The organism is Streptomyces sp. NPDC101234 (assembly GCF_044767525.1).
Lineage (GTDB): Bacteria > Actinomycetota > Actinomycetes > Streptomycetales > Streptomycetaceae > Streptomyces > Streptomyces sasae.
Map to the genome: position 1 here is coordinate 545,110 of NZ_JBIWOA010000001.1, position 21,449 is coordinate 566,558.

General features: G+C 66.8%; 19 protein-coding genes. 11 read left to right on the forward strand and 8 right to left on the reverse strand.

Annotation, left to right across the window (positions count from 1 at the left end; translation table 11 throughout):
* The first annotated feature begins 67 nt into the window (after window positions 1-67).
* The 7 genes from typA (at window position 68) to ACIRR9_RS02580 (ending at window position 9,365) form a co-directional block, all read left to right on the forward strand.
* On the forward strand, window positions 68-1,975 hold the full coding sequence (gene typA, locus ACIRR9_RS02550; protein WP_403250928.1) for a translational GTPase TypA: 1,908 nt from the start codon (window positions 68-70) through the stop codon (window positions 1,973-1,975).
* A 656-nt stretch (window positions 1,976-2,631) separates the two neighbouring features.
* Window positions 2,632-3,672 carry an ABC transporter permease gene (locus ACIRR9_RS02555; protein WP_403746793.1) on the forward strand — a complete coding sequence of 347 codons (1,041 nt, stop codon included), beginning with the start codon at window positions 2,632-2,634 and terminating at the stop codon, window positions 3,670-3,672.
* A gap of 101 nt (window positions 3,673-3,773) precedes the next feature.
* Entirely contained in the window at window positions 3,774-5,576 is a 1,803-nt protein-coding gene (locus ACIRR9_RS02560; protein WP_403746796.1) for an ABC transporter substrate-binding protein, read from the forward strand.
* Window positions 5,577-5,682: 106 nt separating this feature from the next.
* On the forward strand, window positions 5,683-6,660 hold the full coding sequence (locus tag ACIRR9_RS02565) for an ABC transporter permease (protein ID WP_403746799.1): 978 nt from the start codon (window positions 5,683-5,685) through the stop codon (window positions 6,658-6,660).
* A gap of 20 nt (window positions 6,661-6,680) precedes the next feature.
* Window positions 6,681-7,748 carry an ABC transporter ATP-binding protein gene (locus ACIRR9_RS02570; protein ID WP_403746801.1) on the forward strand — a complete coding sequence of 356 codons (1,068 nt, stop codon included), beginning with the start codon at window positions 6,681-6,683 and terminating at the stop codon, window positions 7,746-7,748.
* Window positions 7,749-7,765: 17 nt separating this feature from the next.
* Window positions 7,766-8,884 carry an ABC transporter ATP-binding protein gene (locus ACIRR9_RS02575; RefSeq protein ID WP_403746803.1) on the forward strand — a complete coding sequence of 373 codons (1,119 nt, stop codon included), beginning with the start codon at window positions 7,766-7,768 and terminating at the stop codon, window positions 8,882-8,884.
* 109 nt (window positions 8,885-8,993) lie between these two features.
* Window positions 8,994-9,365: a hypothetical protein gene (locus tag ACIRR9_RS02580; RefSeq protein WP_403746805.1), complete on the forward strand. Its 372-nt coding sequence runs from the start codon at window positions 8,994-8,996 to the stop codon at window positions 9,363-9,365.
* Here the strand turns inward: ACIRR9_RS02580 and ACIRR9_RS02585 are convergent.
* Window positions 9,343-10,083, reverse strand: a complete 741-nt coding sequence (locus ACIRR9_RS02585) for a class I SAM-dependent DNA methyltransferase (RefSeq protein ID WP_403746808.1) — start codon at window positions 10,081-10,083, stop codon at window positions 9,343-9,345. The genes ACIRR9_RS02580 and ACIRR9_RS02585 overlap by 23 nt on opposite strands.
* Before the next feature lie 84 nt (window positions 10,084-10,167).
* Between ACIRR9_RS02585 and ACIRR9_RS02590 the strand changes: the two genes are divergently transcribed.
* Window positions 10,168-10,557 carry a VOC family protein gene (locus ACIRR9_RS02590; RefSeq protein WP_403746811.1) on the forward strand — a complete coding sequence of 130 codons (390 nt, stop codon included), beginning with the start codon at window positions 10,168-10,170 and terminating at the stop codon, window positions 10,555-10,557.
* Here the strand turns inward: ACIRR9_RS02590 and ACIRR9_RS02595 are convergent.
* Window positions 10,545-10,739, reverse strand: a complete 195-nt coding sequence (locus ACIRR9_RS02595; RefSeq protein WP_403747038.1) for a DUF397 domain-containing protein — start codon at window positions 10,737-10,739, stop codon at window positions 10,545-10,547. The genes ACIRR9_RS02590 and ACIRR9_RS02595 overlap by 13 nt on opposite strands.
* 5 nt (window positions 10,740-10,744) lie before the next feature.
* The gene (locus ACIRR9_RS02600) at window positions 10,745-11,596 is read right to left on the reverse strand and encodes a helix-turn-helix domain-containing protein (RefSeq protein WP_403746814.1); all 852 of its coding nucleotides are present in this window, start codon (window positions 11,594-11,596) and stop codon (window positions 10,745-10,747) included.
* A 195-nt stretch (window positions 11,597-11,791) separates the two neighbouring features.
* On the opposite strand from ACIRR9_RS02600, the gene ACIRR9_RS02605 reads away from it, so the two are divergent.
* A complete protein-coding gene (locus ACIRR9_RS02605) occupies window positions 11,792-12,196 on the forward strand; it encodes an ATP-binding protein (RefSeq protein ID WP_403746817.1) in 405 nt (134 codons plus the stop codon).
* Window positions 12,196-13,092, forward strand: a complete 897-nt coding sequence (locus tag ACIRR9_RS02610; RefSeq protein ID WP_403746820.1) for a hypothetical protein — start codon at window positions 12,196-12,198, stop codon at window positions 13,090-13,092. The genes ACIRR9_RS02605 and ACIRR9_RS02610 overlap by 1 nt, the downstream gene beginning before the upstream one ends.
* 120 nt (window positions 13,093-13,212) lie before the next feature.
* On the opposite strand, the gene ACIRR9_RS02615 is transcribed toward ACIRR9_RS02610, so the two are convergent.
* The 5 genes from ACIRR9_RS02615 to ACIRR9_RS02635 form a co-directional block, all read right to left on the reverse strand.
* A complete protein-coding gene (locus ACIRR9_RS02615) occupies window positions 13,213-14,256 on the reverse strand; it encodes an ABC transporter ATP-binding protein (protein WP_403746822.1) in 1,044 nt (347 codons plus the stop codon).
* A 24-nt stretch (window positions 14,257-14,280) separates the two neighbouring features.
* Window positions 14,281-15,318, reverse strand: a complete 1,038-nt coding sequence (locus ACIRR9_RS02620) for an ABC transporter ATP-binding protein (protein WP_403746823.1) — start codon at window positions 15,316-15,318, stop codon at window positions 14,281-14,283.
* Window positions 15,319-15,366: 48 nt separating this feature from the next.
* On the reverse strand, window positions 15,367-16,347 hold the full coding sequence (locus ACIRR9_RS02625; RefSeq protein WP_403746825.1) for an ABC transporter permease: 981 nt from the start codon (window positions 16,345-16,347) through the stop codon (window positions 15,367-15,369).
* Window positions 16,348-16,452: 105 nt separating this feature from the next.
* Window positions 16,453-18,183: an ABC transporter substrate-binding protein gene (locus ACIRR9_RS02630; RefSeq protein WP_403746827.1), complete on the reverse strand. Its 1,731-nt coding sequence runs from the start codon at window positions 18,181-18,183 to the stop codon at window positions 16,453-16,455.
* Between the two features lie 95 nt (window positions 18,184-18,278).
* Entirely contained in the window at window positions 18,279-19,304 is a 1,026-nt protein-coding gene (locus ACIRR9_RS02635; RefSeq protein ID WP_403746830.1) for an ABC transporter permease, read from the reverse strand.
* Between the two features lie 507 nt (window positions 19,305-19,811).
* Between ACIRR9_RS02635 and ACIRR9_RS02640 the strand changes: the two genes are divergently transcribed.
* The gene (locus ACIRR9_RS02640; protein WP_403746833.1) at window positions 19,812-21,443 is read left to right on the forward strand and encodes an ABC transporter substrate-binding protein; all 1,632 of its coding nucleotides are present in this window, start codon (window positions 19,812-19,814) and stop codon (window positions 21,441-21,443) included.
* Window positions 21,444-21,449 lie beyond the last annotated feature (6 nt).

A 21,449-nucleotide genomic window follows, 5' to 3' on the forward strand; every position in this document is an offset into this window, starting at 1 on the left:
GGCAGGGTCCGCGTAACACCGATGTACGCGCAGGCCCCTTCCTCACACTCCGGGAGTACGCCGCACTATGGCCACGCGCCACGACATCCGCAACGTCGCCATCGTCGCCCACGTCGACCACGGCAAGACGACCCTCGTCGACGCCATGCTGAAGCAGGCCGGTGCCTTCGCTGCGCACGCCGCCGAGTCGCTCGACGACCGAATGATGGACTCGAACGACCTGGAGCGTGAGAAGGGCATCACGATCCTGGCCAAGAACACGGCCGTGAAGTACCACCCCAAGGATGGCGGCGACGTCATCACCATCAACATCATCGACACCCCGGGCCACGCCGACTTCGGTGGCGAGGTCGAGCGCGGTCTGTCCATGGTGGACGCGGTGGTCCTGCTGGTCGACGCCTCCGAGGGCCCGCTGCCGCAGACCCGCTTCGTGCTGCGCAAGGCCCTCCAGCAGCGCCTGCCCGTCATCCTGTGCATCAACAAGACGGACCGCCCGGACTCGCGCATCGACGAGGTCGTCAACGAGACCTACGACCTCTTCCTCGACCTGGACGCCGACGAGGACCAGATCGAGTTCCCGATCGTCTACGCGTGTGCGCGTGACGGTGTGGCCTCGCTGACCAAGCCGGAGGACGGCACCGTCCCGGCCGACAGCGACAGCCTGGAGCCGTTCTTCTCCACGATCCTCTCCCACGTCCCGGCCCCCGAGTACGACGAGTCGGCCCCGCTCCAGGCGCACGTCACCAACCTGGACGCCGACAACTTCCTCGGCCGTATCGCGCTGCTCCGCGTCGAGCAGGGCGAGCTGCGCAAGGGCCAGACCGTCACCTGGATCAAGCGCGACGGCACGATGTCCAACGTGCGCATCACCGAGCTGCTGATGACCGAGGCGCTCACCCGCAAGCCCGCCGAGATGGCCGGCCCGGGCGACATCTGCGCCGTCGCCGGTATCGCGGACATCATGATCGGCGAGACCCTCGCCGACACCGAGAACCCGATCCCGCTGCCACTGATCACGGTCGACGAGCCGGCGATCTCGATGACCATCGGCACCAACACCTCGCCGCTGGTCGGCCGTGGCGGCACCGGCAAGGGCGCCGACAACAAGGCCGCGGTCAAGGACCGCAAGGTCACCGCCCGCCAGGTCAAGGACCGCCTGGACCGCGAGCTGATCGGTAACGTCTCCCTCCGGGTGCTCGACACCGAGCGCCCCGACGCCTGGGAGGTCCAGGGGCGTGGTGAGCTGGCGCTCGCCATCCTGGTCGAGCAGATGCGCCGTGAGGGCTTCGAGCTGACCATCGGCAAGCCGCAGGTCGTCACCAAGCAGGTCGACGGCAAGACGTACGAGCCCGTCGAGCGCATGACGATCGACGTGCCCGAGGAGCACATGGGCGCCGTCACGCAGCTCATGGGCGTCCGCAAGGGCCGGATGGACAACATGTCCAACCACGGCTCGGGCTGGGTCCGCATGGAGTTCGTGGTGCCCTCCCGCGGTCTCATCGGCTTCCGTACCGAGTTCCTGACGCAGACGCGAGGCACGGGTATCGGGCACTCCATCCACGAGGGCCACGAGCCCTGGTTCGGCACCCTGCAGACCCGTAACAACGGCTCGCTGGTCGCCGACCGCTCCGGTGCCGTCACCGCGTTCGCGATGACGAACCTCCAGGAGCGCGGTGTGCTGTTCACCGACCCCGGCACCGAGGTGTACGAGGGCATGATCGTCGGCGAGAACTCGCGCTCCGACGACATGGACGTGAACATCACCAAGGAGAAGAAGCTCACGAACATGCGGTCGTCCTCGGCCGACTCGTTCGAGGCGATCGTGCCGCCGCGCAAGCTCTCCCTGGAGCAGTCGCTGGAGTTCTGCCGTGACGACGAGTGCGTCGAGGTGACCCCGGAGGCCGTTCGCATCCGCAAGGTGAACCTGGACGCCCGCGAGCGGGCCCGCGCCGCCAGCCGCGCCAAGCACGGCTGATCACAGGACGCCTGAGCCCGGGTGCCCCCAGGATGGGGGTACCCGGGCTTTTTGCAACCCATTTTCGGGTAAGCGGACGGGAGCAGCCTTCGGCCAGTGTCCGAAATGCGGAGATCGCCGCCCGGTAGCCATGTAACACGTCCGTTTCGTGGCCTTCTCCCCGCGAATAGTTTGTCCAGTTTTTGGAAGAACTTCGCATCAGCTGTGACTGAATTGAGATTTAAAGACTGTGGTCGGCACCTGACTCATGGCAGATAGTTAGCCGCGTAGCGCTCGGGTCAATGGGTCACGCGCTGTGGGGACAGCGCTCGACTCACGAGCACCAGGGGGTGTCTGACCCTCCGTCAGGGGTGTCGGAGGGTATGGACGGAAGCCTCCTGTTGGTGAACACGTGAAGTCATGAGGAGGAACTCCCATGCGTGGTGTCCTGAACACCAGGTGGGTCGCACTCGCGCCATCAGGCCATTCCCGTTCCAAGTGTGCGTCCGTTTCCATCAGTTCGTCCTGTTCGTTCGGCGACTGCTTCTGAGGATCCGTCCGGCCGTGTAGCGCGGCCGTTCGACTACGCGCGTCCGACTGCGGTTTCCCGCCGCTTCGCCGTGCGTTCCTCGGGCTACCCGGAAGCCCCCCACCCACACTTGTGAAACGGACGAACTGTGACCAGTCCTATCGACATCGAGGACGGCGGGACCTCGGCCATTGCCGAGGGCGAACCAGCGCCCCCGGCGAAGTCCGGAGCGGACTCGCTCGAAGGCCGTTCCCCCGGCCGGTTGATGTGGATCCGCTTCAAGCGCGACCGTACGGGCGTCGTCTGCGCGATCGTCGTGATCGCCTACTTCGTGATCTCCCTGGCGGCCCCGCTCCTGACGAAGCTCTCCGGCACCAACCCGTACACCCTGTACGGCCAGGACCCCACCTACGCGGACAAGCCGATCCTGGACGAATTCGGGCTGCCGCTCGGCTACTTGGGCGGTGTCTCGGGCGGCCACTGGTTCGGCGTCGAGCCGCAGTACGGCCGTGACCTGTACGCCATGCTGCTGTACGGCATGCGGACCTCGCTCTTCATGGCGCTCGGCATCACCGTCCTGGTCATGGTCACGGGCATCGTCATCGGCCTGATCGGCGGCTACTTCGGCGGCCGTACGGACTACTGGCTCGGCCGTGTCACGGACTTCTTCCTGTCCTTCCCGCAGCAGCTGTTCTTCATCGCCTTCATGCCTGTGGTGACCTCGTTCTTCGTCGATCCCCGCGAGGAGACGCCCACCTACTTCCGGGCCCTGGCCATCCTGATCGTGCTCTGGCTGCTGGGCTGGATGGGCATGGCGCGCATCGTCCGCTCCACCGTGCTGTCCCTGCGGGAACGGGAGTTCATCGAGGCGGCCCGGGTCTCGGGGGCCTCGCCCTGGCGGATCGTCAGCAAGGAGATCCTGCCGAACGTCGTGACGCCGATCCTCGTGCAGTTCACGTACCAGCTCCCCAGCACCATCCTCAGCATCGCCTTCCTCTCGTTCGCCGGTGTCGGGTTCGTCGAGCCCACCCCGGACTGGGGACGCCTCTTCGCGGCCGGCGCCCAGTACGCCGAGCAGGACCCCGCGTTCATGTTCTTCCCGGGCGTCGCGCTGGTGATCTTCGTCCTGTGCTTCAACCTCCTCGGAGACTCCGTCCGAGACGCGTTCGACCCCAAGTCCGGGCGATAGGACGTCCCTTGGGTGGGGGTGGCTGCCGCCCCCCGTCGGTCTCACGCCCGGCGCCCGGCAGCACTCTGGGATCACAACCGACAAATAGGTGGATTCGCCACATGATGTCTCATCGCTCACTGCTGTCCCGCAGAGCGCAGACCCTCGTGATCGCCGTCGCGGCCGGCTCTCTCGCGCTCACCGCCTGCTCCAAGAACGAGGGGGGGAAGTCCGGCACCGACTCCAAGAAGGACCAGAAGGAGGCCGCCGTCCAGTCCAAGGCGGTCGAGTACCTCGGCGCGGCCGACTCCACCGGCCCCGCCAAGGACGTGGCCGGCGCCAAGAGCGGCGGCACGATCCAGATCTACCAGGAGACGCCGCTGACCCACCTGGACCCGGGCCAGATCTATGTCTCCGACGCCGGCCAGATCGCCAACCTGCTCTTCCGCCGGCTGACCCAGTTCCAGGAGGACGACAAGGGCAACGTCTCGGTCGTCGGCGACCTCGCCACCGACTCGGGCAAGTCCTCCGACGACGGCAAGACCTGGACCTTCACCCTGAAGGACGGGGTCAAGGACCAGAACGGCAACGTGATCACCTCCGCCGACGTCCGGCACAGCGTCGAGCGGCTGTACGCGAAGTTCATCTTCGACGGTCCGACCTATCTGCAGAGCTGGCTGAGCGGTGCCGACTACCGCAAGGCGCTGCCCGACGGCGGCTTCGGCTCCAAGCACCTGCCGGCCTCGGTCCTGGACACCCCGGACGACAAGACGGTGATCTTCCACTTCGACACCCCGCGCCCGGACCTGCCGCAGACCCTCGCCATGGCGGGCTACGGCATCGTGCCGGCCAAGACCGACACCAAGGCCAACTACGACAAGGCCCCGGTCGCCACCGGCCCGTACAAGATCGCCTCGTCGAAGTCCGGCAAGTCCCTCGTCCTGGTCAAGAACAGCAACTGGGACCCGAAGACCGACTCCGTGCGCCACCAGTACGTGGACGGCTTCAACTTCGCCTTCGGCATCACCGAGTCCACCCAGACCAAGCGGCTCATCGCCGACCAGGGCGACTCCAAGAACGCCATGCAGTTCACCGGCAGCGTCGACGCCACCCAGATCCAGGACGTCGTCAAGAACACCGAGACGTACAAGCGCACCATCAAGGGCTACCAGCCGTACGTCATGACGCTCACCTTCAACCTTGACCGGGTCAAGGACAAGAAGGTCCGCGACGCCATCACCTACGCGGTCAACTCCAAGTCCCTGATCGCCGGCGAGGGCGGTGCGTACGGCGGTGACGTCGCCCCCAACCTGTTCGCGCCGACCCTGCCGGGCTACGAGGCGACCTACGACCCCTACGGCCGGCTGAAGACCCCGCAGGGCAACATCGCCAAGGCCGAGGAGATCCTCAAGAGCGTCCCCGCCGCCGAGAAGAAGGTCGTCTTCGCCTACGCCAACACCGAGGCGGGCCAGCGCCGCAAGGTCGCCATCGAGGACGCCCTCACCAAGGTCGGCTTCGACGTCGTCTCCAAGGAGGTCGACGGGGCCAGCTACTACGAGCAGATCGGCAAGCTCGACAACCCCTACGACCTGTACATCACCGGCTGGGGCCAGGACTGGCCGTCGCCGGGCACGGTCGTCACGCCGATCTACGACGGTGACCAGGTCGCCGACGGCTCCTCGAACTACTCGCACATCAACGACCCCAAGGTCCAGGAGCTGATCAAGAAGGCCCTCACCCAGCAGCCGACCGAGGCCGCGAAGACCTGGCGCGAGGCGCACCACTACATCCTGGAGAAGGTCAACCCGGCCGCCCCGCTCTGGTACACCAAGCAGCTCCAGCTGTTCGGCTCCAACATCGGCGGCGCCCGCTACAGCAGCGTCTCCAGCTACATCGACGTCACCCGGCTCTACCTGAAGTCGTAGGCAACGGCTCCGGTGCCGCGGAGGCGCACCCCCCGGTGCGCCTCCGCGGCCCTGCGCGAACCCCTCACCCGTCCTCGCCGTCCTTGCAGAGAGCAGCCAGGCCGTCATGATCCAGTTCATCGTCCGGCGCACGGTGGGCGCCGCCGTCACCCTGTTCCTCATCGGCGCGGCCACGTTCTTCCTCTTCGTGGCCGCCCCCTCCGACTACGCCTCCCTCGCCTGTGGCAAGGACTGCACACCGGCCCGCCTGGCGGACATCCGTGAGGCCCTCGGCCTCAACCTGCCGCTGGCCCAGCAGTTCTGGGACTTCATGTCCGGCATCGTCATGGGCCGGGACTTCCCGACCGGCCACTGCTCGGCCCCCTGCCTGGGCGTGTCGTTCTACTCGGGCGACATGGTCTGGAGCACGATCATGGACCGCTTCCCGCTCACCCTGACGCTGACCGCGGGCGGTGCGGTGGTCTTCCTGATCGTGGGCGTCGGCGCGGGCATGATCGCCGCCTACCGCCGGGGCACGTACATCGACAAGTTCGCCACCGGTGCCTCGATGGTGCTCAGCTCCTTCCAGATCTACTTCCTCGGCCCGATCGTCCTGACCGTCCTCGTCTACAGCACCGGCTGGATGGAGGACCCCAAGTACGTGCCGATCACGCAGGATCCGGTCGGCTGGTTCGTCGGGATGTCGATCCCGGTCTGCGTGATGGCGACCATCTTCACCGCCCAGTACACCCGTATGGCCCGCTCCTCGATGATCGAGCAGCTCGCCGAGGACCATGTCCGCACCGCCAAGGCCAAGGGCATGTCCCGCAAGTACGTCTTCTTCCGCTACGCCTGGCGCGGCTCGCTCATCCCGATCGTCACCGTGCTCGGCATCGACGTCAGCGCGATGCTCGGCGGTGCGGTCGTCACCGAACTGACCTTCTCCCTCCAGGGGATCGGCCGGCTCGCGGTGGACGGCGCGGTCAACAAGGACCTGCCGCTGACGATGGGCGTGATGCTCTTCGGCGCCTTCTTCATCCTGGTCATCAACATCTTCACCGACATCACGTACGCGTGGATCGACCCGCGCATCCGCCTCTCTTAGGACCCTTAGGAAGCGACACCGTGACCACAGTGACCAAACCGGAGGGCGCCCCGGCGGCGAACGCGCCGGACGGCTTCCTCTCGGTCCGCGATCTCCAGGTGACGTTCTCCACGGAGGACGGTCCCGTGAAGGCGGTCGACGGGCTCTCCTTCGACCTGGCGCGCGGCAGGACCCTCGGCATCGTCGGCGAGTCCGGCTCCGGCAAGTCCGTCACCAACCTGACGATCCTCGGCCTGCACAACCCGCTGTTCACGAAGACCGACGGCGAGATCGTGCTCGACGGCAAAGAGCTGATCACCGCCACCGAGAACGAGATGGAGCAGCTGCGCGGCAACCGGGCCGCGATGATCTTCCAGGACCCGCTGACCGCGCTGTCGCCGTTCTACACGGTGGGCCGGCAGATCGCCGAGCCCTACATGAAGCACCGCAAGGTCTCCAAGAAGGCCGCCTGGGAGCGTGCCGTGGAGATGCTCGCCAAGGTCGGCATCCCCAACCCCCGGGAACGGGCCAAGGACTATCCGCACCAGTTCTCCGGCGGTATGCGCCAGCGCGCGATGATCGCCATGGCCCTGATCTGCGACCCCGACCTGCTGATCGCCGACGAACCCACCACCGCCCTGGACGTGACGGTCCAGGCGCAGATTCTCGACCTGCTCAAGGACCTGCAACAGGAGTTCGGATCGGGCATCATCTTCATCACCCACGACCTGGGGGTGATCGCCGACATGGCCGACGACATCATGGTGATGTACGCCGGGAACGCGGTGGAACGGGGCACGGTGGACGAGGTCCTGCGTGCACCCCAACACCCGTACACCTGGGGCCTGTTGAACTCCATGCCACGCCTGGACTCCGACCTGTCCACCCCACTCAGCCCGATCCCCGGCAGTCCGCCCTCCCTGCTCCACCCGCCCTCCGGCTGCCGCTTCCACCCGCGCTGCACCTTCCAGGACCGGGTGGCGGGCGCCGCCGGCCGCTGTGTGGACGAACGCCCGCTGCTCGGCCCCGACCGCGCCTCGGCATGCCACCTCACGGCGGACCAGAAACGCACCATCTTCATCGAAGAGATCAAACCCCGACTGGCCTAGGCCCTGGAGGACACGTCATGACAGAGGACACGGTCCTCCCGGCTCAACGCGAGCAGGTCACCGTCGGGGAGCCGCTTCTCGAGGTCTCCGGACTCACCAAGTACTTCCCGGTCAAGGGCGGCTTCCCGATCAAACGGACCGTCGGGCACGTCCAGGCCGTGGACGGCATCGACCTCACCGTGCGGGTGGGGGAGAGCTTCGGCCTGGTGGGGGAGTCCGGCTGCGGCAAGTCGACGACCGGCCGGCTGATCACCCGCCTCATGGAGCCGACGAGCGGTTCGATCGCCTACCGCGGCAAGGACATCAGCCGCGCGACGCGCAGGCAGCTGGCGCCGATCCGCTCCGAGATCCAGATGATCTTCCAGGACCCGTACTCGTCGCTGAATCCCCGTCAGACGGTGGGCAAGATCATCTCCGGCCCGATGGAGATCAACGGCATCACCCCGGAGGGCGGCCGCGAGAAACGCGTCCGTGAGCTGCTGGAGATCGTCGGCCTCAACCCCGAGCACTACAACCGTTTCCCGCACGAGTTCTCGGGCGGCCAGCGCCAACGCATCGGCGTAGCACGAGCGTTGGCCCTGGAACCCAAACTGATCGTCGCCGACGAGCCGGTCTCCGCCCTGGACGTCTCGATCCAGGCGCAGGTGGTGAACCTGCTCCAGCAGGTCCAGAGGGAACTCGGGATCGCCTTCCTCTTCATCGCCCACGACCTGGCGGTGGTACGGCACTTCTCGCAGCGCGTCGCGGTGATGTACCTCGGCAAGATCATCGAGGTCGGCGACCGGGAGGCGATCTACACCCGCCCTCGCCACCCCTACACCCACGCCCTCCTCTCGGCCGTACCCGAGGTCAATCTCACGGACGACGACGAATCGCCCGGCCGCGAACGCATCCGCCTGGCCGGTGACGTCCCGTCCCCGATCTCCCCGCCCTCCGGCTGCCGTTTCCGCACACGCTGCTGGAAGGCCCAGGACAAGTGCGCGGCGGAGGAACCCCCGCTGGTCCAGATCTCGGGCAACCGGGCCGACCACCTCACGGCCTGCCACTTCCCGGAGGAGCCGACGACGGAGGCGAGGGACGAGGACATCGTGCTGGACCCGGCACTGGTGGCGCTGGAGGACGAGGGCCCCCGCTGATGTCCGTGCCCCCACCTGTCCGCGATTGTCCAGGAGTCCCTTTTGATGTTTGATGAAGGAGATTGTGCCGGGATGGAACTCCGGTAGAGGTCCAGCGACCGGAGTACGAGTGACAGCGAGCAGGAAGCGGCGGGGCATCCCGCCGCTCGGGGACAGGTGGCTCCCGTCCCGGAAGACGGGCGCGATCCTCGCCCTGGCCTACCTGGTGGTGGTGTTCGCCCTCGACTACCTGAGCGTCGAGCACGGCCTGGACGCCGCGACCGCGGCCGTCACGGTCATCACCTTCCCCTCGGGCACCGTGACGACGGTCCTGCTCCTCCTCGGCGCGGTGGTCTTAGGCCACGACGACTACAGCCCCGGCCCGGACACGTACGCCCCGTCCGTCCACGTCGTCGCGGGCATCGTCCAGATCGTCCTGGTCCGGCTGGTCCTGGCAGCGGTCTCCGGGCGTGCGGCGCTCAGCCGGGGCACGCGACGGTGATGATCTCGGGGCTGCCGGCGGTGACCGGCCCCCGGGCCCAGTCGCCGTACTGGCCGACGACGGCGAGACCGGCGCCGGCGAGGAAGCCGGAGAGGGCGTCCGGACCGAGGAAGCGCAGGGTGGAACGGCACACCCGGGGCTGAGGCCAGCGCCCGCCCTCGTACGTCTCCGTGAAGGTCACCCGGTCCCCGCTCGGCAGCCCCTCGACCTCGTGCCAGACCCGGACGGGACGGCCGTCCGGGTCGGTGACCTGGCGGACACGGTCGGGGGTCCAGCCCTCCCAGGCCCGGGCGGCGGGATTGCGGGCATCGAAGACGAAGCGTCCGCCGGGCGCGAGGGCTGTGCGTACGGCGGTCAGCGCGGCCCGCAACTCCTCGTCGCCGAGCAGCACTTGGAATACATGACCGGTCATCACGACGAGGTCGAAGCCGGCGCCGTCCCAGTGGCGGGTGCGGAGATCACCGAGCACCCACTCGACGCCGGGTCCACCGCGCCGCGCCTGCACGAGCATCGCAGCGGCCGGGTCGACCCCCATGAGCCGCCCGCCGTGCCCCTCCCCGCGTGCCCGCCGCAGCAACTGCCCCGTCCCGCAGCCGACATCGAGCACGGACCCGGCGGACATCACCAGGTCCAGGTAGAAGTCGTCACCCGGCCCCCACGGGTTGAGGCTGTCGTAGAGCGCGGCAAGTGAGAGATCCGCGTACGAATGATCGACCACCGCGGCAGTGTGGCACATGATGTTGAACGAGAGGTCAGGATCGGCGTTCTTATTGAGTGTCTATCAACTTCCTTTGGAGTAAGGGTGCTTCACCACGTCGAGCTCTGGGTGCCGGACCTGGACCGGGCGGCCGGGTCCTGGGGCTGGCTGCTGACCGCCCTCGGCTGCGAGCCGTACCAGACCTGGCCGGAGGGGAGGAGCTGGCGGCGCGGGGAGACGTACGTCGTCATCGAGGAGTCGTCGGCGATGCGGAGCGGGGTGCGGTACGACCGTATGCGCCCGGGCCTGAACCACCTGGCGTTCCACGTCCCGGACCGCGCGACGGTCGACGCGCTGACGGAGGAGGCCCCGGCCCACGGCTGGACTCTCCTCTTCGCGGATCGCCATCCGTACGCAGGCGGCCCGGACCACTACGCGGCCTACCTGGAGAACGAGGACGGATTCGAGGTGGAGCTGGTGTCTCAGGAGGCGTGAGGGGCTTTGAGGGCTTGGAGGAAGGGGGCGAAGGCGGTGGCGGGGAAGGTGAGGATGCCGCCGGCTGGGTCCTTGGAGTCGCGGATGGATATGCGGGTGGGGCGGTGGGCGACCTCGACGCAGTTGTTGCCGTCGCCGCTTCCGGAGTAGGACGACCTCCGCCAGTTGCCAGGGGTCACGATGTGCCTCACAGCTCTTTCGCCAGGTTGTGGATGAAGTCATGCGACCGCTCGGGGCCGAGAGACGCAGACTCCACCTTACGGAAGAGCGTTCGAAACGCACCGAGTTGAGCCTCGGAATCGATGAACCCCGCACCATGCGGCGCGTCGCGCACCGCTGTGTCCAACTGGGAGACGGCGCCACCCGCGTACATCATGGCGTTCGTGGCTCCGGCGAAGCCGTCCAGGTCGAACGGAATGACCCGCACAGTGATGTGGGGCGCTTCGGACAACTCCAGGATGCGGTCGAGCTGAACGCGCGCGGCTGCGCGGTCACAGACCCTGATGCGCAGGGCAGCCTCGTGGATTACGGCCTCGTAGGGGACACAGGCTGGTTCCTCGATGACGACCTTCCGTTCCATGCGGTGACGGACACGTAGCTCAAGGTCGCTCTCGGGGAGTTCGGGGACCCGGTACGAGAAAATGGCACGGGCGTAGTCTTCCGTCTGGAACAGGCCGGGGACGTGCAGGAACTCCACGTCGAGCCGAAACGAGGAGTGGTACTCCAACTCGGCGAGATCCAGGAACGACGTAGGGAGCAGCCCCCGGTACTCCTCCCACCAGCCACGGGTCCGGTCGGTCGCCATCGCCGCCAGTGCCTCGATCAACTCGGCGTCCGTGCAGGAGTAATGAGCAGCGAGTCGTCGTACGCGCTCCTCGCTCACACCCGCCGTACCGAACTCGATCTGGCTGATCTGGGCCGAGTCCGTCCCAAGCAGCGCGGCGGCTTCGAGTCCTTTCAGTCCTGCAGCCTCGCGAAGTTTGCGCAGCTCGGAACCCAGGCGCGCCTGGCGTGACGTGGGCTGTTTCCTGCGCGTCACGTCTTCCTCCCGGTCGTGAACTGCTGAGAAGCAGAACCTCGTTCGGGGGGAAGATTACGGCAACGACTTGCGCCGTCCCAAATTGTGTCTCTACCTTCAGTGACGTAACGGACACGCTGTGGAAGTGCACCGCACTCGCCGTGCGGCGATGCCACCGTGCGTGAAGTCCCCCCACCTCACCGGAGTTGATGACGCATGCCCGAAACCTGGGACTACACGCTCTCGATCCCCAACGACCTCAGAGCGGTGACGATCTGCCGCCGCACCCTCCGGCTGATCCTGACGATGCACGGCCTGATCGGGCTCGCCGACACGGCAGAACTGCTGGCGGCGGAGCTGGTGTCCAACGCCGTACGGCACACGAAGGGGCCGGCGGCGCTGAGGGTCCGGCGTTCCCCGGAGGGCGTCGTCTGGATCGGGGCGTGGGATGCGGACCCCGTGCCTCCGGAGCCGCCCGGCTCGTTGGAGGGAGCAACGGACCTTGAGGCGGGGCGGGGGTTGGGGCTGGTGGCCGCGTGTGCGGAGTGCTGGGGATGGCAGCCGTCGTCCCGGTTCGGGGACCGGGGCAAGTACGTGTGGTGTGAATTGGGGGTGGCGTGATGGTGGGGTCGTCGCACGAGGCGATGCACCGGATCTTCCAGAAGGAACCGACGCTGTTGACCAACGCCTTGCAGAAAGTGCTGGGCGTCGAGTTTCCCGAGCCCCGGGAGTTCGTCGCGCTGAACGTGGATGTGACGGAGATCGAGCCGGTCGAACGTCGCGTGGACACGCTGCTGAGGGCGGAGACCGAGGAGGGGGCCTATCTCTTCGTGGTCGAGTCGCAGGGGGAGGCGGACGGCCGCAAGCGGGGTAGTTGGCCGTACTACCTGTCGTATCTGTATGAGAAGTACCGGTGTGAGCCGGTGCTGATCGTGACCACACAGAGCAGCGCGACGGCGCGGTGGGCGGCGCAGCCGATCGAATTCGGTTTGCAGGGCTGGAAGTCGCTTACGGTCCGTCCGCTGGTGCTGGGGCCGGACAACGTGCCGGTGATCGCGGACGAGCAGGAGGCCGTAGGGGACCCGCCCCTTGCGGTGCTTTCGGCCATGACGCATGGCAAGGGGCGGAACGCCGCGGCCATACTGGAATCGCTGGCAGCCGCTCTGAAGACCATTGACCGTGACAGCGCCGCGGTCTTTGTGCAGTTCGTCGACTCGTGCCTGGTCGATTCCCGGGCGAAGCGGATGTGGAGGGACCTGATGACGGAGATCCAGTACTTCTGGCGGCACGAGCTGGCCGAGCAGGTACGCGAGGAAGGCCGCGAGGAGGGGCGTGAGCAGGGCCGCGTCCAGGAGCGTGCCGAGATGGTTCTGCGGCTACTGGACTGGCGCGGCGTTCCGGTGAGCGATGCCGTCCGTGAGCGGGTGAACGCCTGCACCGATCTGGAACGGCTTGAGGTCTGGGCCCAACGTGCAACGCACGCCACGGACGCCGCGGAGCTGTTCACCGACGTATGAGAAGGGCCCGCACCCGGGAAGGTGCGGGCCCCTGCTCCCCTGGAGCGGACGTTCAGGGCTCGGGTCAATGGGCCGGTGAAAGTCCGTTCCGAAGGCGGCGGCTGACGGAAAAGGGGTGTGTCAGGCCGCAGCCTCGGGGTCCTTGGCGAGGCGCGGGGCGGGAATCGTGTCCTGCACCTCGGGGTAGTGGCATGCGGTGAGGTGGCCGGGCTTGTTGCCGTCGGCCTGGACCAGCGGCGGGGCCTCCGTCGCGCACTTCTCCGTCGCCTTCCAGCAGCGGGTGCGGAAGCGGCAGCCGGACGGCGGGTTGATCGGGGACGGCACGTCACCGACCAGGCGGATGCGCTCGCGCGGTTCCGCCTCGACCGTCGCCTCGGGCACGGCGGACAGCAGGGCCCGCGTGTAGGGGTGGCGCGGGTTCTCGTACAGGTCCTCGCGGTCGGCGATCTCCACGATCTTACCGAGGTACATGACCGCGACGCGCTGTGAGAAGTGCCGCACGATCGCCAGGTCGTGGGCGATGAAGACGAACGCGATACCCAGTTCCCGCTGGACCTTCTGGAGCAGGTTCACCACCTGCGCCTGGATGGAGACGTCCAGGGCGGAGACCGGCTCGTCGGCGACGATCAGCTTCGGCTCCAGGGCCAGCGCCCGGGCCACGCCGATGCGCTGGCGCTGGCCGCCGGAGAACTCGTGCGGGAAGCGGTTGAAGTGCTCGGGGTTGAGGCCGACGATCTCCAGCAGCTCACGGACGCGCTTCTCGCGGCCGCCGGGCGGGTTGATGCCGTTGATCTCCATCGGGCCCGCGACGATCTTGCCGACCGTCTGGCGCGGGTTGAGGGACGCGTACGGGTCCTGGAAGATCATCTGGATCTCGGACCGGATCGGCGCCAGCTGCTTGCGGCTGGCGTGCGTGATGTCCTGGCCGCGGTAGGAGATCTTGCCGCCGGTCGGCTCCAGCAGGCGGGTGATGAGCCGGCCGGTCGTGGACTTGCCACAGCCGGACTCGCCCACCAGGCCCAGGCTCTCGCCCTCGGCGACCTGGAAGTCCAGGCCGTCCACCGCCTGCACCGCGCCGACCGTCCGCTTGATCGGGAAGCCGCCCCTGATCGGGAAGTGCTTGGTCAGCCCGGAGACGTCCAGGAGGGGGTTCGTGTTGCTCATGATCGTGAAGTCCCGTCTTGTCCGTCAGTTGTGGCTGGTCGCGGCGTAGCCGGCGAAGAGATCCGGGCGCTGCTCCTTGGGGAGGTGGCAGGCGGAGCCGCGGCCGTCGATCACCTCGAGCGCCGGGCTCTCGCCGGCGCACCTCCCGTTCGGCACCTTCTCCGCGAACGCGCAGCGCGGGTGGAAACGGCAGCCGGTGGGCGGGTTGAGCAGCGACGGCGGCGAGCCGGGGATCGGTGACAACGGGACGTCGACCGGTCCGTCCAGGCTCGGCATGGAGTTCAGCAGGCCGACGGTGTACGGGTGCTCAGGGGCGGAGAGCACCTGCTTCTTGGTGCCCCGCTCCACGCACCGGCCGCCGTACATCACCAGCACGTCGTCCGCGATGTCGGCGATGACACCGAGGTCGTGGGTGATGAAGATGATCGCCGTGCCGAACTCCCGCTGGAGGTCCTTGAGCAGGTCCATGATCTGGGCCTGGACGGTCACGTCGAGCGCGGTGGTGGGCTCGTCGGCGATCAGCAGTTCGGGGTCGCAGACCAGGGCCATCGCGATCATCGCGCGCTGGCGCATACCGCCGGAGAACTGGTGAGGGTAGTCGTCCACCCGGACGTCCGGCTGCGGGATGCCGACGCGCTTCAGCATCTCGATCGCCCGCTCCCGCGACTCCTTCTTGGAGGCGCCGGTGTGCTTGCGGTACACCTCGGCGATCTGGGTGCCGATGGTGTGGTACGGCGACAGCGAGGCCAGCGCGTCCTGGAAGATCATGGACATCTTGTTGCCGCGCAGCCGCTCCAGCTCCTTCTCGGAGGCGGTGAGCAGTTCCTTGCCGTCGAGCAGGATCTCGCCGTCGATCGACGTACGGTCGCGGTCGTGAAGACCGAGGATCGTCAGGTTGGTGACGGACTTGCCGGAGCCCGACTCACCCACGATGCCGAGCGTCTGGCCCTTGGCGAGGTCGAAGGAGAGCCCGTCGACGGCCTTGACGATGCCGTCCTCGGTGGAGAAGTGGACCTTGAGATCCTTGACGGAGAGGAAGGCCTGCTGATCGGTGCTCGTCACGGGGACGCTCCTGGGGGTGATGCGGGGGGTAGGGGGTACGGGCGGAGGTCAGGCGAGCCGGATCCGCGGGTCGATGGAGGCGTAGGCGGCGTCCACGATGATGTTGAAGAACACGATCGCGGCCGCGGACAGCACCGTGACGCCGAGCAGCATCGGCAGGTCGCTCTGGTTGACGGAGGTCACCGCGAGGCGGCCGATGCCCTGGAGGCTGAAGACCTGCTCGGTGATGATGGCGCCGCCGATCAGCGTGCCGAGGTCGATGCCGAACACCGTGACGATCGGACCCATCGCGCCGCGCCAGGCGAAGCGCAGGAACACGTTCGCACCCGAGAGGCCCTTGGCCCGGGCGGTGCGGACGTAGTCCTCGCTGAGCTGCTCGACGAGCTGGGAGCGGGCCATACGGGTGTAGTTGGCGGTGAAGATGATCGACAGCACGATCCACGGCAGCAGCAGGCCGGAGAACCACTGGACGGGGTTGTCGGTCAGCGCCGTGTACGAGGGCTGGTCGAGGATGCCCGCCTTGAAGACCAGGAAGTAGAGCGCGATGTAGCCGACGAAGTAGATCTGCAGCGAGGAGCCCAGCAGCGAGGTCGAGGTCGCGAGCTTGTCCAGGAACTTGCCCTGCTTGAGCGCCGCGATCATGCCGGTGCCGACACCGAAGATCAGGAAGATGACGGCCGAGCCGAAGGCGAGCGAGAGGGTCAGCGGCAGCCGGTCCATGATCGTGCCGAAGACGGGCTCGTTGTTGGCGAAGGAGTAGCCGAGGCACGGCGCGTTGCAGTGTCCGAAACCGCTGTAGTCACGCCCGACGAAGATGGCCTTCAGCCAGGACCAGTACTGCACCGGGATCGGATGATCGATGCCCAGGTTGTGCCGGATCTGCGCGAGCGAGGCCGGCGTGCAGTTCTTGCCGCAGGACATCATGGCCGGGTCACGCGGGACGGCGTAGAAGAGCCAGAACGTGATGGCGCTGATGATCAGCAGAATGACCAGCGCGCCGATCGTACGGCGGACAAGGAAGCGGAACATGGGGTCAGGACTTTCCGGACGGGGCGCCGTTGCCGGGGCGTGAGGGGTGTGGAGCCGGTGGGGGCGGCCCGGGGTGAGGGCCGCCCCCTTTGGTGCCGGTGGCGCCTACGCCTTGGCGTAGAGCCTGGTGAGCGCGATGCCGGTGTTTCCGGCGTCGTAGACGAAGCCGGCGACCTTCGAACCGTGCATCCAGTTGCGGATGGAGTGGTAGTCCGGGACACAGGCCGCGAGTTCCATGACCTGCTTGTCGATCGCACCCCAGGCCTTGTTGGCCTCGTCCGCGTCGGTGATCAGGGAGGCGGCGGCGATGGCCTTGTCGACGCTCGCGTTCTTCAGCTGCGCGTAGTTGCTGCGGCCGTCACCGATGTTGTCGCCGTCCCAGCAGGGGTAGAAGACCGAGTAACCGCCCGGCCAGTCCGGGCTCCAGCCGGCCGCGAACAGGTCGTAGGTGTTGTCGATCTTGCCGATCTGGGTGTAGAAGGTCGACTTGTCGATCTGCTTGTTGACGACCGTGAAGCCGGCGGCCTCCAGCGCGTTCTTGATCGCGACGGCCTGCTTCACCGCGTTGTCCGACGTCTGGTAGGCGATGACCAGCTTCTGCCCGAGCTTGCCGGCCTCCTTGAGGAGAGCCTTGGCCTTGACCGGGTCGCCGCCGGGCTTCTGCTTCTTGCCGTAGAGGTCGAACTCCGTGTAACCGGGCGTCACCGGGGAGAAGATCGTGGTCGCGATCTCGCTGGTGGACGCGCCGCCGCGGATGGTCTGCAGCTGCTGGTTCGGCCAGGCGTAGTTGATGGCCTGGCGGACCTTGACGTCCGTGATCCGGGTGGTGTTGATCGGCCAGTAGTAGGTGACCGTGTCGACCGCGGTGAGCACCTGCTCCTTGAGCTTCGCGTTGGTGAGGACCGTGGCGATCCGCTCCGGGGCGACCTCGTTGAAGATCGACATCGTGTACTGGTCGTTGCCCTTGTCCGCGATGTAGCGGTCGGTCGAGGCCAGCAGTTCGAAGCCGAACTGGAAGACGTACTTGTCCGGGTAGGCGTTGCGGATCGGGTCCGTCGCCGCGTCCCAGTGCTCGTTGCGGGTGTACGTCAGGGACTTGCCGATGTCACGGGCGGAGATCTTGTACGGGCCGCAGGAGAACGGCTGCTTGTCGTACTTCTCCTTGGTGTCCTTCGACTTCTTCACGAAGGAGTACGCCCGCTCGGCGAGCGTGAAGTTGAAGTCACCACGGGCCTGGTTGAGGCGGAAGGTGATGGTCTTGCCGTCGATCTCGATGGAGTCGAGGTTCTTGCCGTCGTAGGGACCCTTGTACTTGTCGCCGCCGACCAGGAACTGCTGGACGTAGCGCGGGCCCTCGGTGACGAAGGAGGCGAAGAGGCGCTCGAAGGTGTGGCGGACGTCGTCCATGGAGAGGTCGGAGCCGTCCTCCCACTTGATGCCGTCCTTGATCGTGAACGACCAGGTCTTGCCGCCGTCCTTGGCCGTGCCCGCGTCCGTGGCCACGTCGCCGACCAGGGTGGCGCCGCCCTTGGAGTCGAGCTTGTAGCCGGTCAGGCCACGCATGATCGGCGTGGTGATGAGGATCTCGGTGGAGACGTAGATCTGCGCCGGGTCCAGGTGGTCCATGTCGAACTGGTCGAGCCCGTAGATCGTCCCGCCCTTGACCGCGCCGGCGACCTCGGGGGCCGGGCCGGTCGAGTCGGCCTTCGTGCCGACCCCGATCTTGCTCTGCTTGGCCTTGCTGACCGAGGGGATCTTGTTGCCCGAGGACTTGCTGCCGCCGCCACAGGCGGTCAGCACGGTGCTCGACGCGGCGGCCACGCCGGTGGCGATCATGAAGTTTCTACGGGAGAAAGACACAGTAACCCTGCCTTATGGGTGGGACGGGACCAGCCGGACGACGATGACCGGGCCGGCAGATGAGAGATGGGTCAGCGCTTGGACTTCGGGTCGAGCGCGTCGCGCGCCGAGTCGCCGAGCAGGTTGAACGCCAGGACGAAGATCACCATGGCCAGGCCCGGGAAGAGCATGAAGGTGAAGTCCTGGGTGTAGAACTGGGCGCCTCGCTGGATCATGACGCCCCAGTCGGGGGTCGGGTCGATCATGCCGACACCGAGGAAGGCGAAACCCGCCTCCGCGGTCACGTAGGCCGGGAGCATGAGCGTGGACTGGATGAGGATCGGGGTCCACAGGTTCGGCAGCAGTTCCTTGAACACGATGCGCGCCGGTGACGCCCCGGTCACCTTGGCGGCCTCGACGAACTCCCGCTCGCGCAGGCCGAGTACCTGGCCGCGCAGCAGACGGGCGATCGACGCCCAGCCGAAGAAGGACATCATCAGGATGAGCGTGACGGCCCGCAGCCAGGTCGGGATGTTGTCGTCGGCGGCGACGAACAGGCCGAACACCACCGGCATGAAGGCGATGATGAACAGCGTCGAGGGGATCGACAGCACGACGTCGATGATCCGGCCGACGAGGTAGTCCGTCTTGCCGCCCAGGTAGCCCGCGGTCACGCCGACCACGACGCCGACGGCGGTGGTGATCAGGGTGGCGGCCAGGGCGATGCCCAACGAGGTCCGGATGCCGTAGATCAGGAAGGTGAAGACGTCACGGCCCAGCTGCGGCTCGATACCGAACCAGAACTGCGAGCTCATGCCGCCGTTCGCACCCGCCGGGTACGAGAAGGGGTCCAGCAGGCTCGGGTCCTGGCTCGCGTACGTCGTGTACGGATCCTTCCCGTACAGCTTGGATATCAGTGGCGCGGCCAGCGCGATCGCGAAGAAGAAGATCACGATGATCGCCGATATGACGCCCGTGCGGTCCCGTTTGAAGCGGCGCCACGCGAGCTGTCCCGGGGACCTGCTCGCGCCGGCCTTCGAGTCGGGAGAAGTGATCGACTTCTCGGCGCTCTCGTCGGTCACCTCAAGCGGGGCCGTGGATGGAGTTGGGGGGGTCATGGTGCTCCTGGCCCAAGGGAGGGTCTGATGACTCCGCAGGGCACACTCCCCTACGGGCTACGCCGGACTTTTTCAACGCAATTCATTCAAGGTCAATAAATTCTCGGCCGACTTGGGTTGCTCTTTACTTTCTTTGCTTGGTCTTGGTCGTTCCGTAGCTACGCGGGTAGCGCGCCGTAATCGGTCCGTGCTTTAGGTCGGGCTAATCCGGCGAAACGGGCAAGGAGTTCGTTATGCGGACGCGTGGGTGCCGAAATGCGTACATCGACGGGTCGCAATCCAACGTTTCGGCATCGTTACGCAAAGATCCATTGCGTCGCCGCCCGAAGATCCTCAACCCCCTCCGGAGGGGGTGCCTGCAATCGGGTGAGGTGTCCCCCCAAAGGCCGTCATGGGGCCCTTGGGGTGCCTCCGTTCGGGCCGATGGATGGGCAGTATCGACCTGTTGGGTCGATATTGGCCGATAACGGATGATTCGCGGATCACCCTTCACGGAGGAGGCACGCCATGCGTTCAGCCACGCACGCCCGAGGGGCGGCCTGCGCGGTGGTGGTGGCGCTCGCGGCCACGGCCTGCGGTGGCGGTGGCGGCAGCGGTGGCCCAGGGGGCGGCAGCGGGGTGCTCAGCTCCTCCTGGGGAGACCCACAGAATCCCCTGGAGCCGTCCAACACCAACGAGGTCCAGGGCGGCAAGGTCCTCGACATGATCTTCCGGGGTCTGAAGAAGTACGACCCGAAGACCGGCAAGGCCCGGAACATGCTCGCCGAGAAGATCGACACGAGCGATTCGCAGAACTTCACGATCACCGTCAAGGACGGCTGGACCTTCTCCAACGGCGAGAAGGTGACCGCCAGGTCCTTCGTCGACGCCTGGAACTACGGAGCGAGCCTCAGGAACAACCAGAAGAACGCCTACTTCTTCGGCTACATCCAGGGCTACGACAAGGTCCACCCGGCCGGCGGCTCCCAGACCGCCGACAAGCTGGACGGACTGAAGGTCGTCAACGACAAGACCTTCACCGTGCGGCTGAACCAGAAGTTCTCCAGCTTCCCCGACACCCTCGGATACGCGGCCTTCGCCCCGCTGCCCCAGGCCTTCTTCACCGACCACGCCGGCTGGCTGAAGCAACCGGTCGGCAACGGGCCGTACGCCATCGATTCGTACACCAAGGGCTCGCAGATGGTCCTGAAGAAGTGGGACGGCTACCCCGGGGACGACAAAGCGCAGAACGCCGGGGTGACCCTCAAGGTCTACACGGACAGTGACACCGCCTACACCGACCTGATCGCCGGCAACCTCGACCTCGTCGACGACGTTCCCGCCTCGCAGCTGAAGAACGTCAAGAACGATCTCGGTGACCGTTACATCAACACCCCGGCCGGCATCATCCAGACCCTCGCCTTCCCCTACTACGACAGCGCCTGGAACAAGAGCGGATCGGACAAGGTCCGCACCGGCATTTCCATGGCCATCAACCGGAAGCAGATCACCCAGACCATCTTCCAGAACACCCGCACCCCGGCCACCGACTGGACCTCGCCGGTGCTCGGCGCGGAGGGCGGCTTCAAGGAAGGGCTGTGCGGGAGCGCCTGCGACTACGACCCCGCCCAGGCCAAGAAGCTCATCCAGGAGGGCGGGGGCCTGCCCGGCGGACAGCTCAAGATCACGTACAACGCCGACACCGGCTCGCACAGGATGTGGGTGGACGCCGTGTGCAACTCCATCAACAACGCACTGGGCAACGACAAGGCGTGCGTCGGGAATCCGGTCGGCACTTTCGCCGACTTCCGCAACCAGATCGGCCAGCACAAGATGACCGGGCCGTTCCGCGCGGGCTGGCAGATGGACTACCCGCTCATCCAGAACTTCCTCCAGCCGCTCTACTACACCGACGCCTCCTCCAACGACGGCAAGTGGTCCAACAAGGACTTCGACAAACTCGTCGACCAGGCCAACGCCGAGACCGACACCGCCAAGGCCGTGTCGACCTTCCAACAGGCCGAGGGAGTCGTCCGCGACAACATGGCCGCCATTCCGCTCTGGTACCAGAACGGCAGCGCCGGATACTCCGAGCGGCTGTCGAACGTGGCGCTCAATCCGTTCAGCGTCCCCGTCTACAACGAGATCAAGGTCAGCTGAACCGGC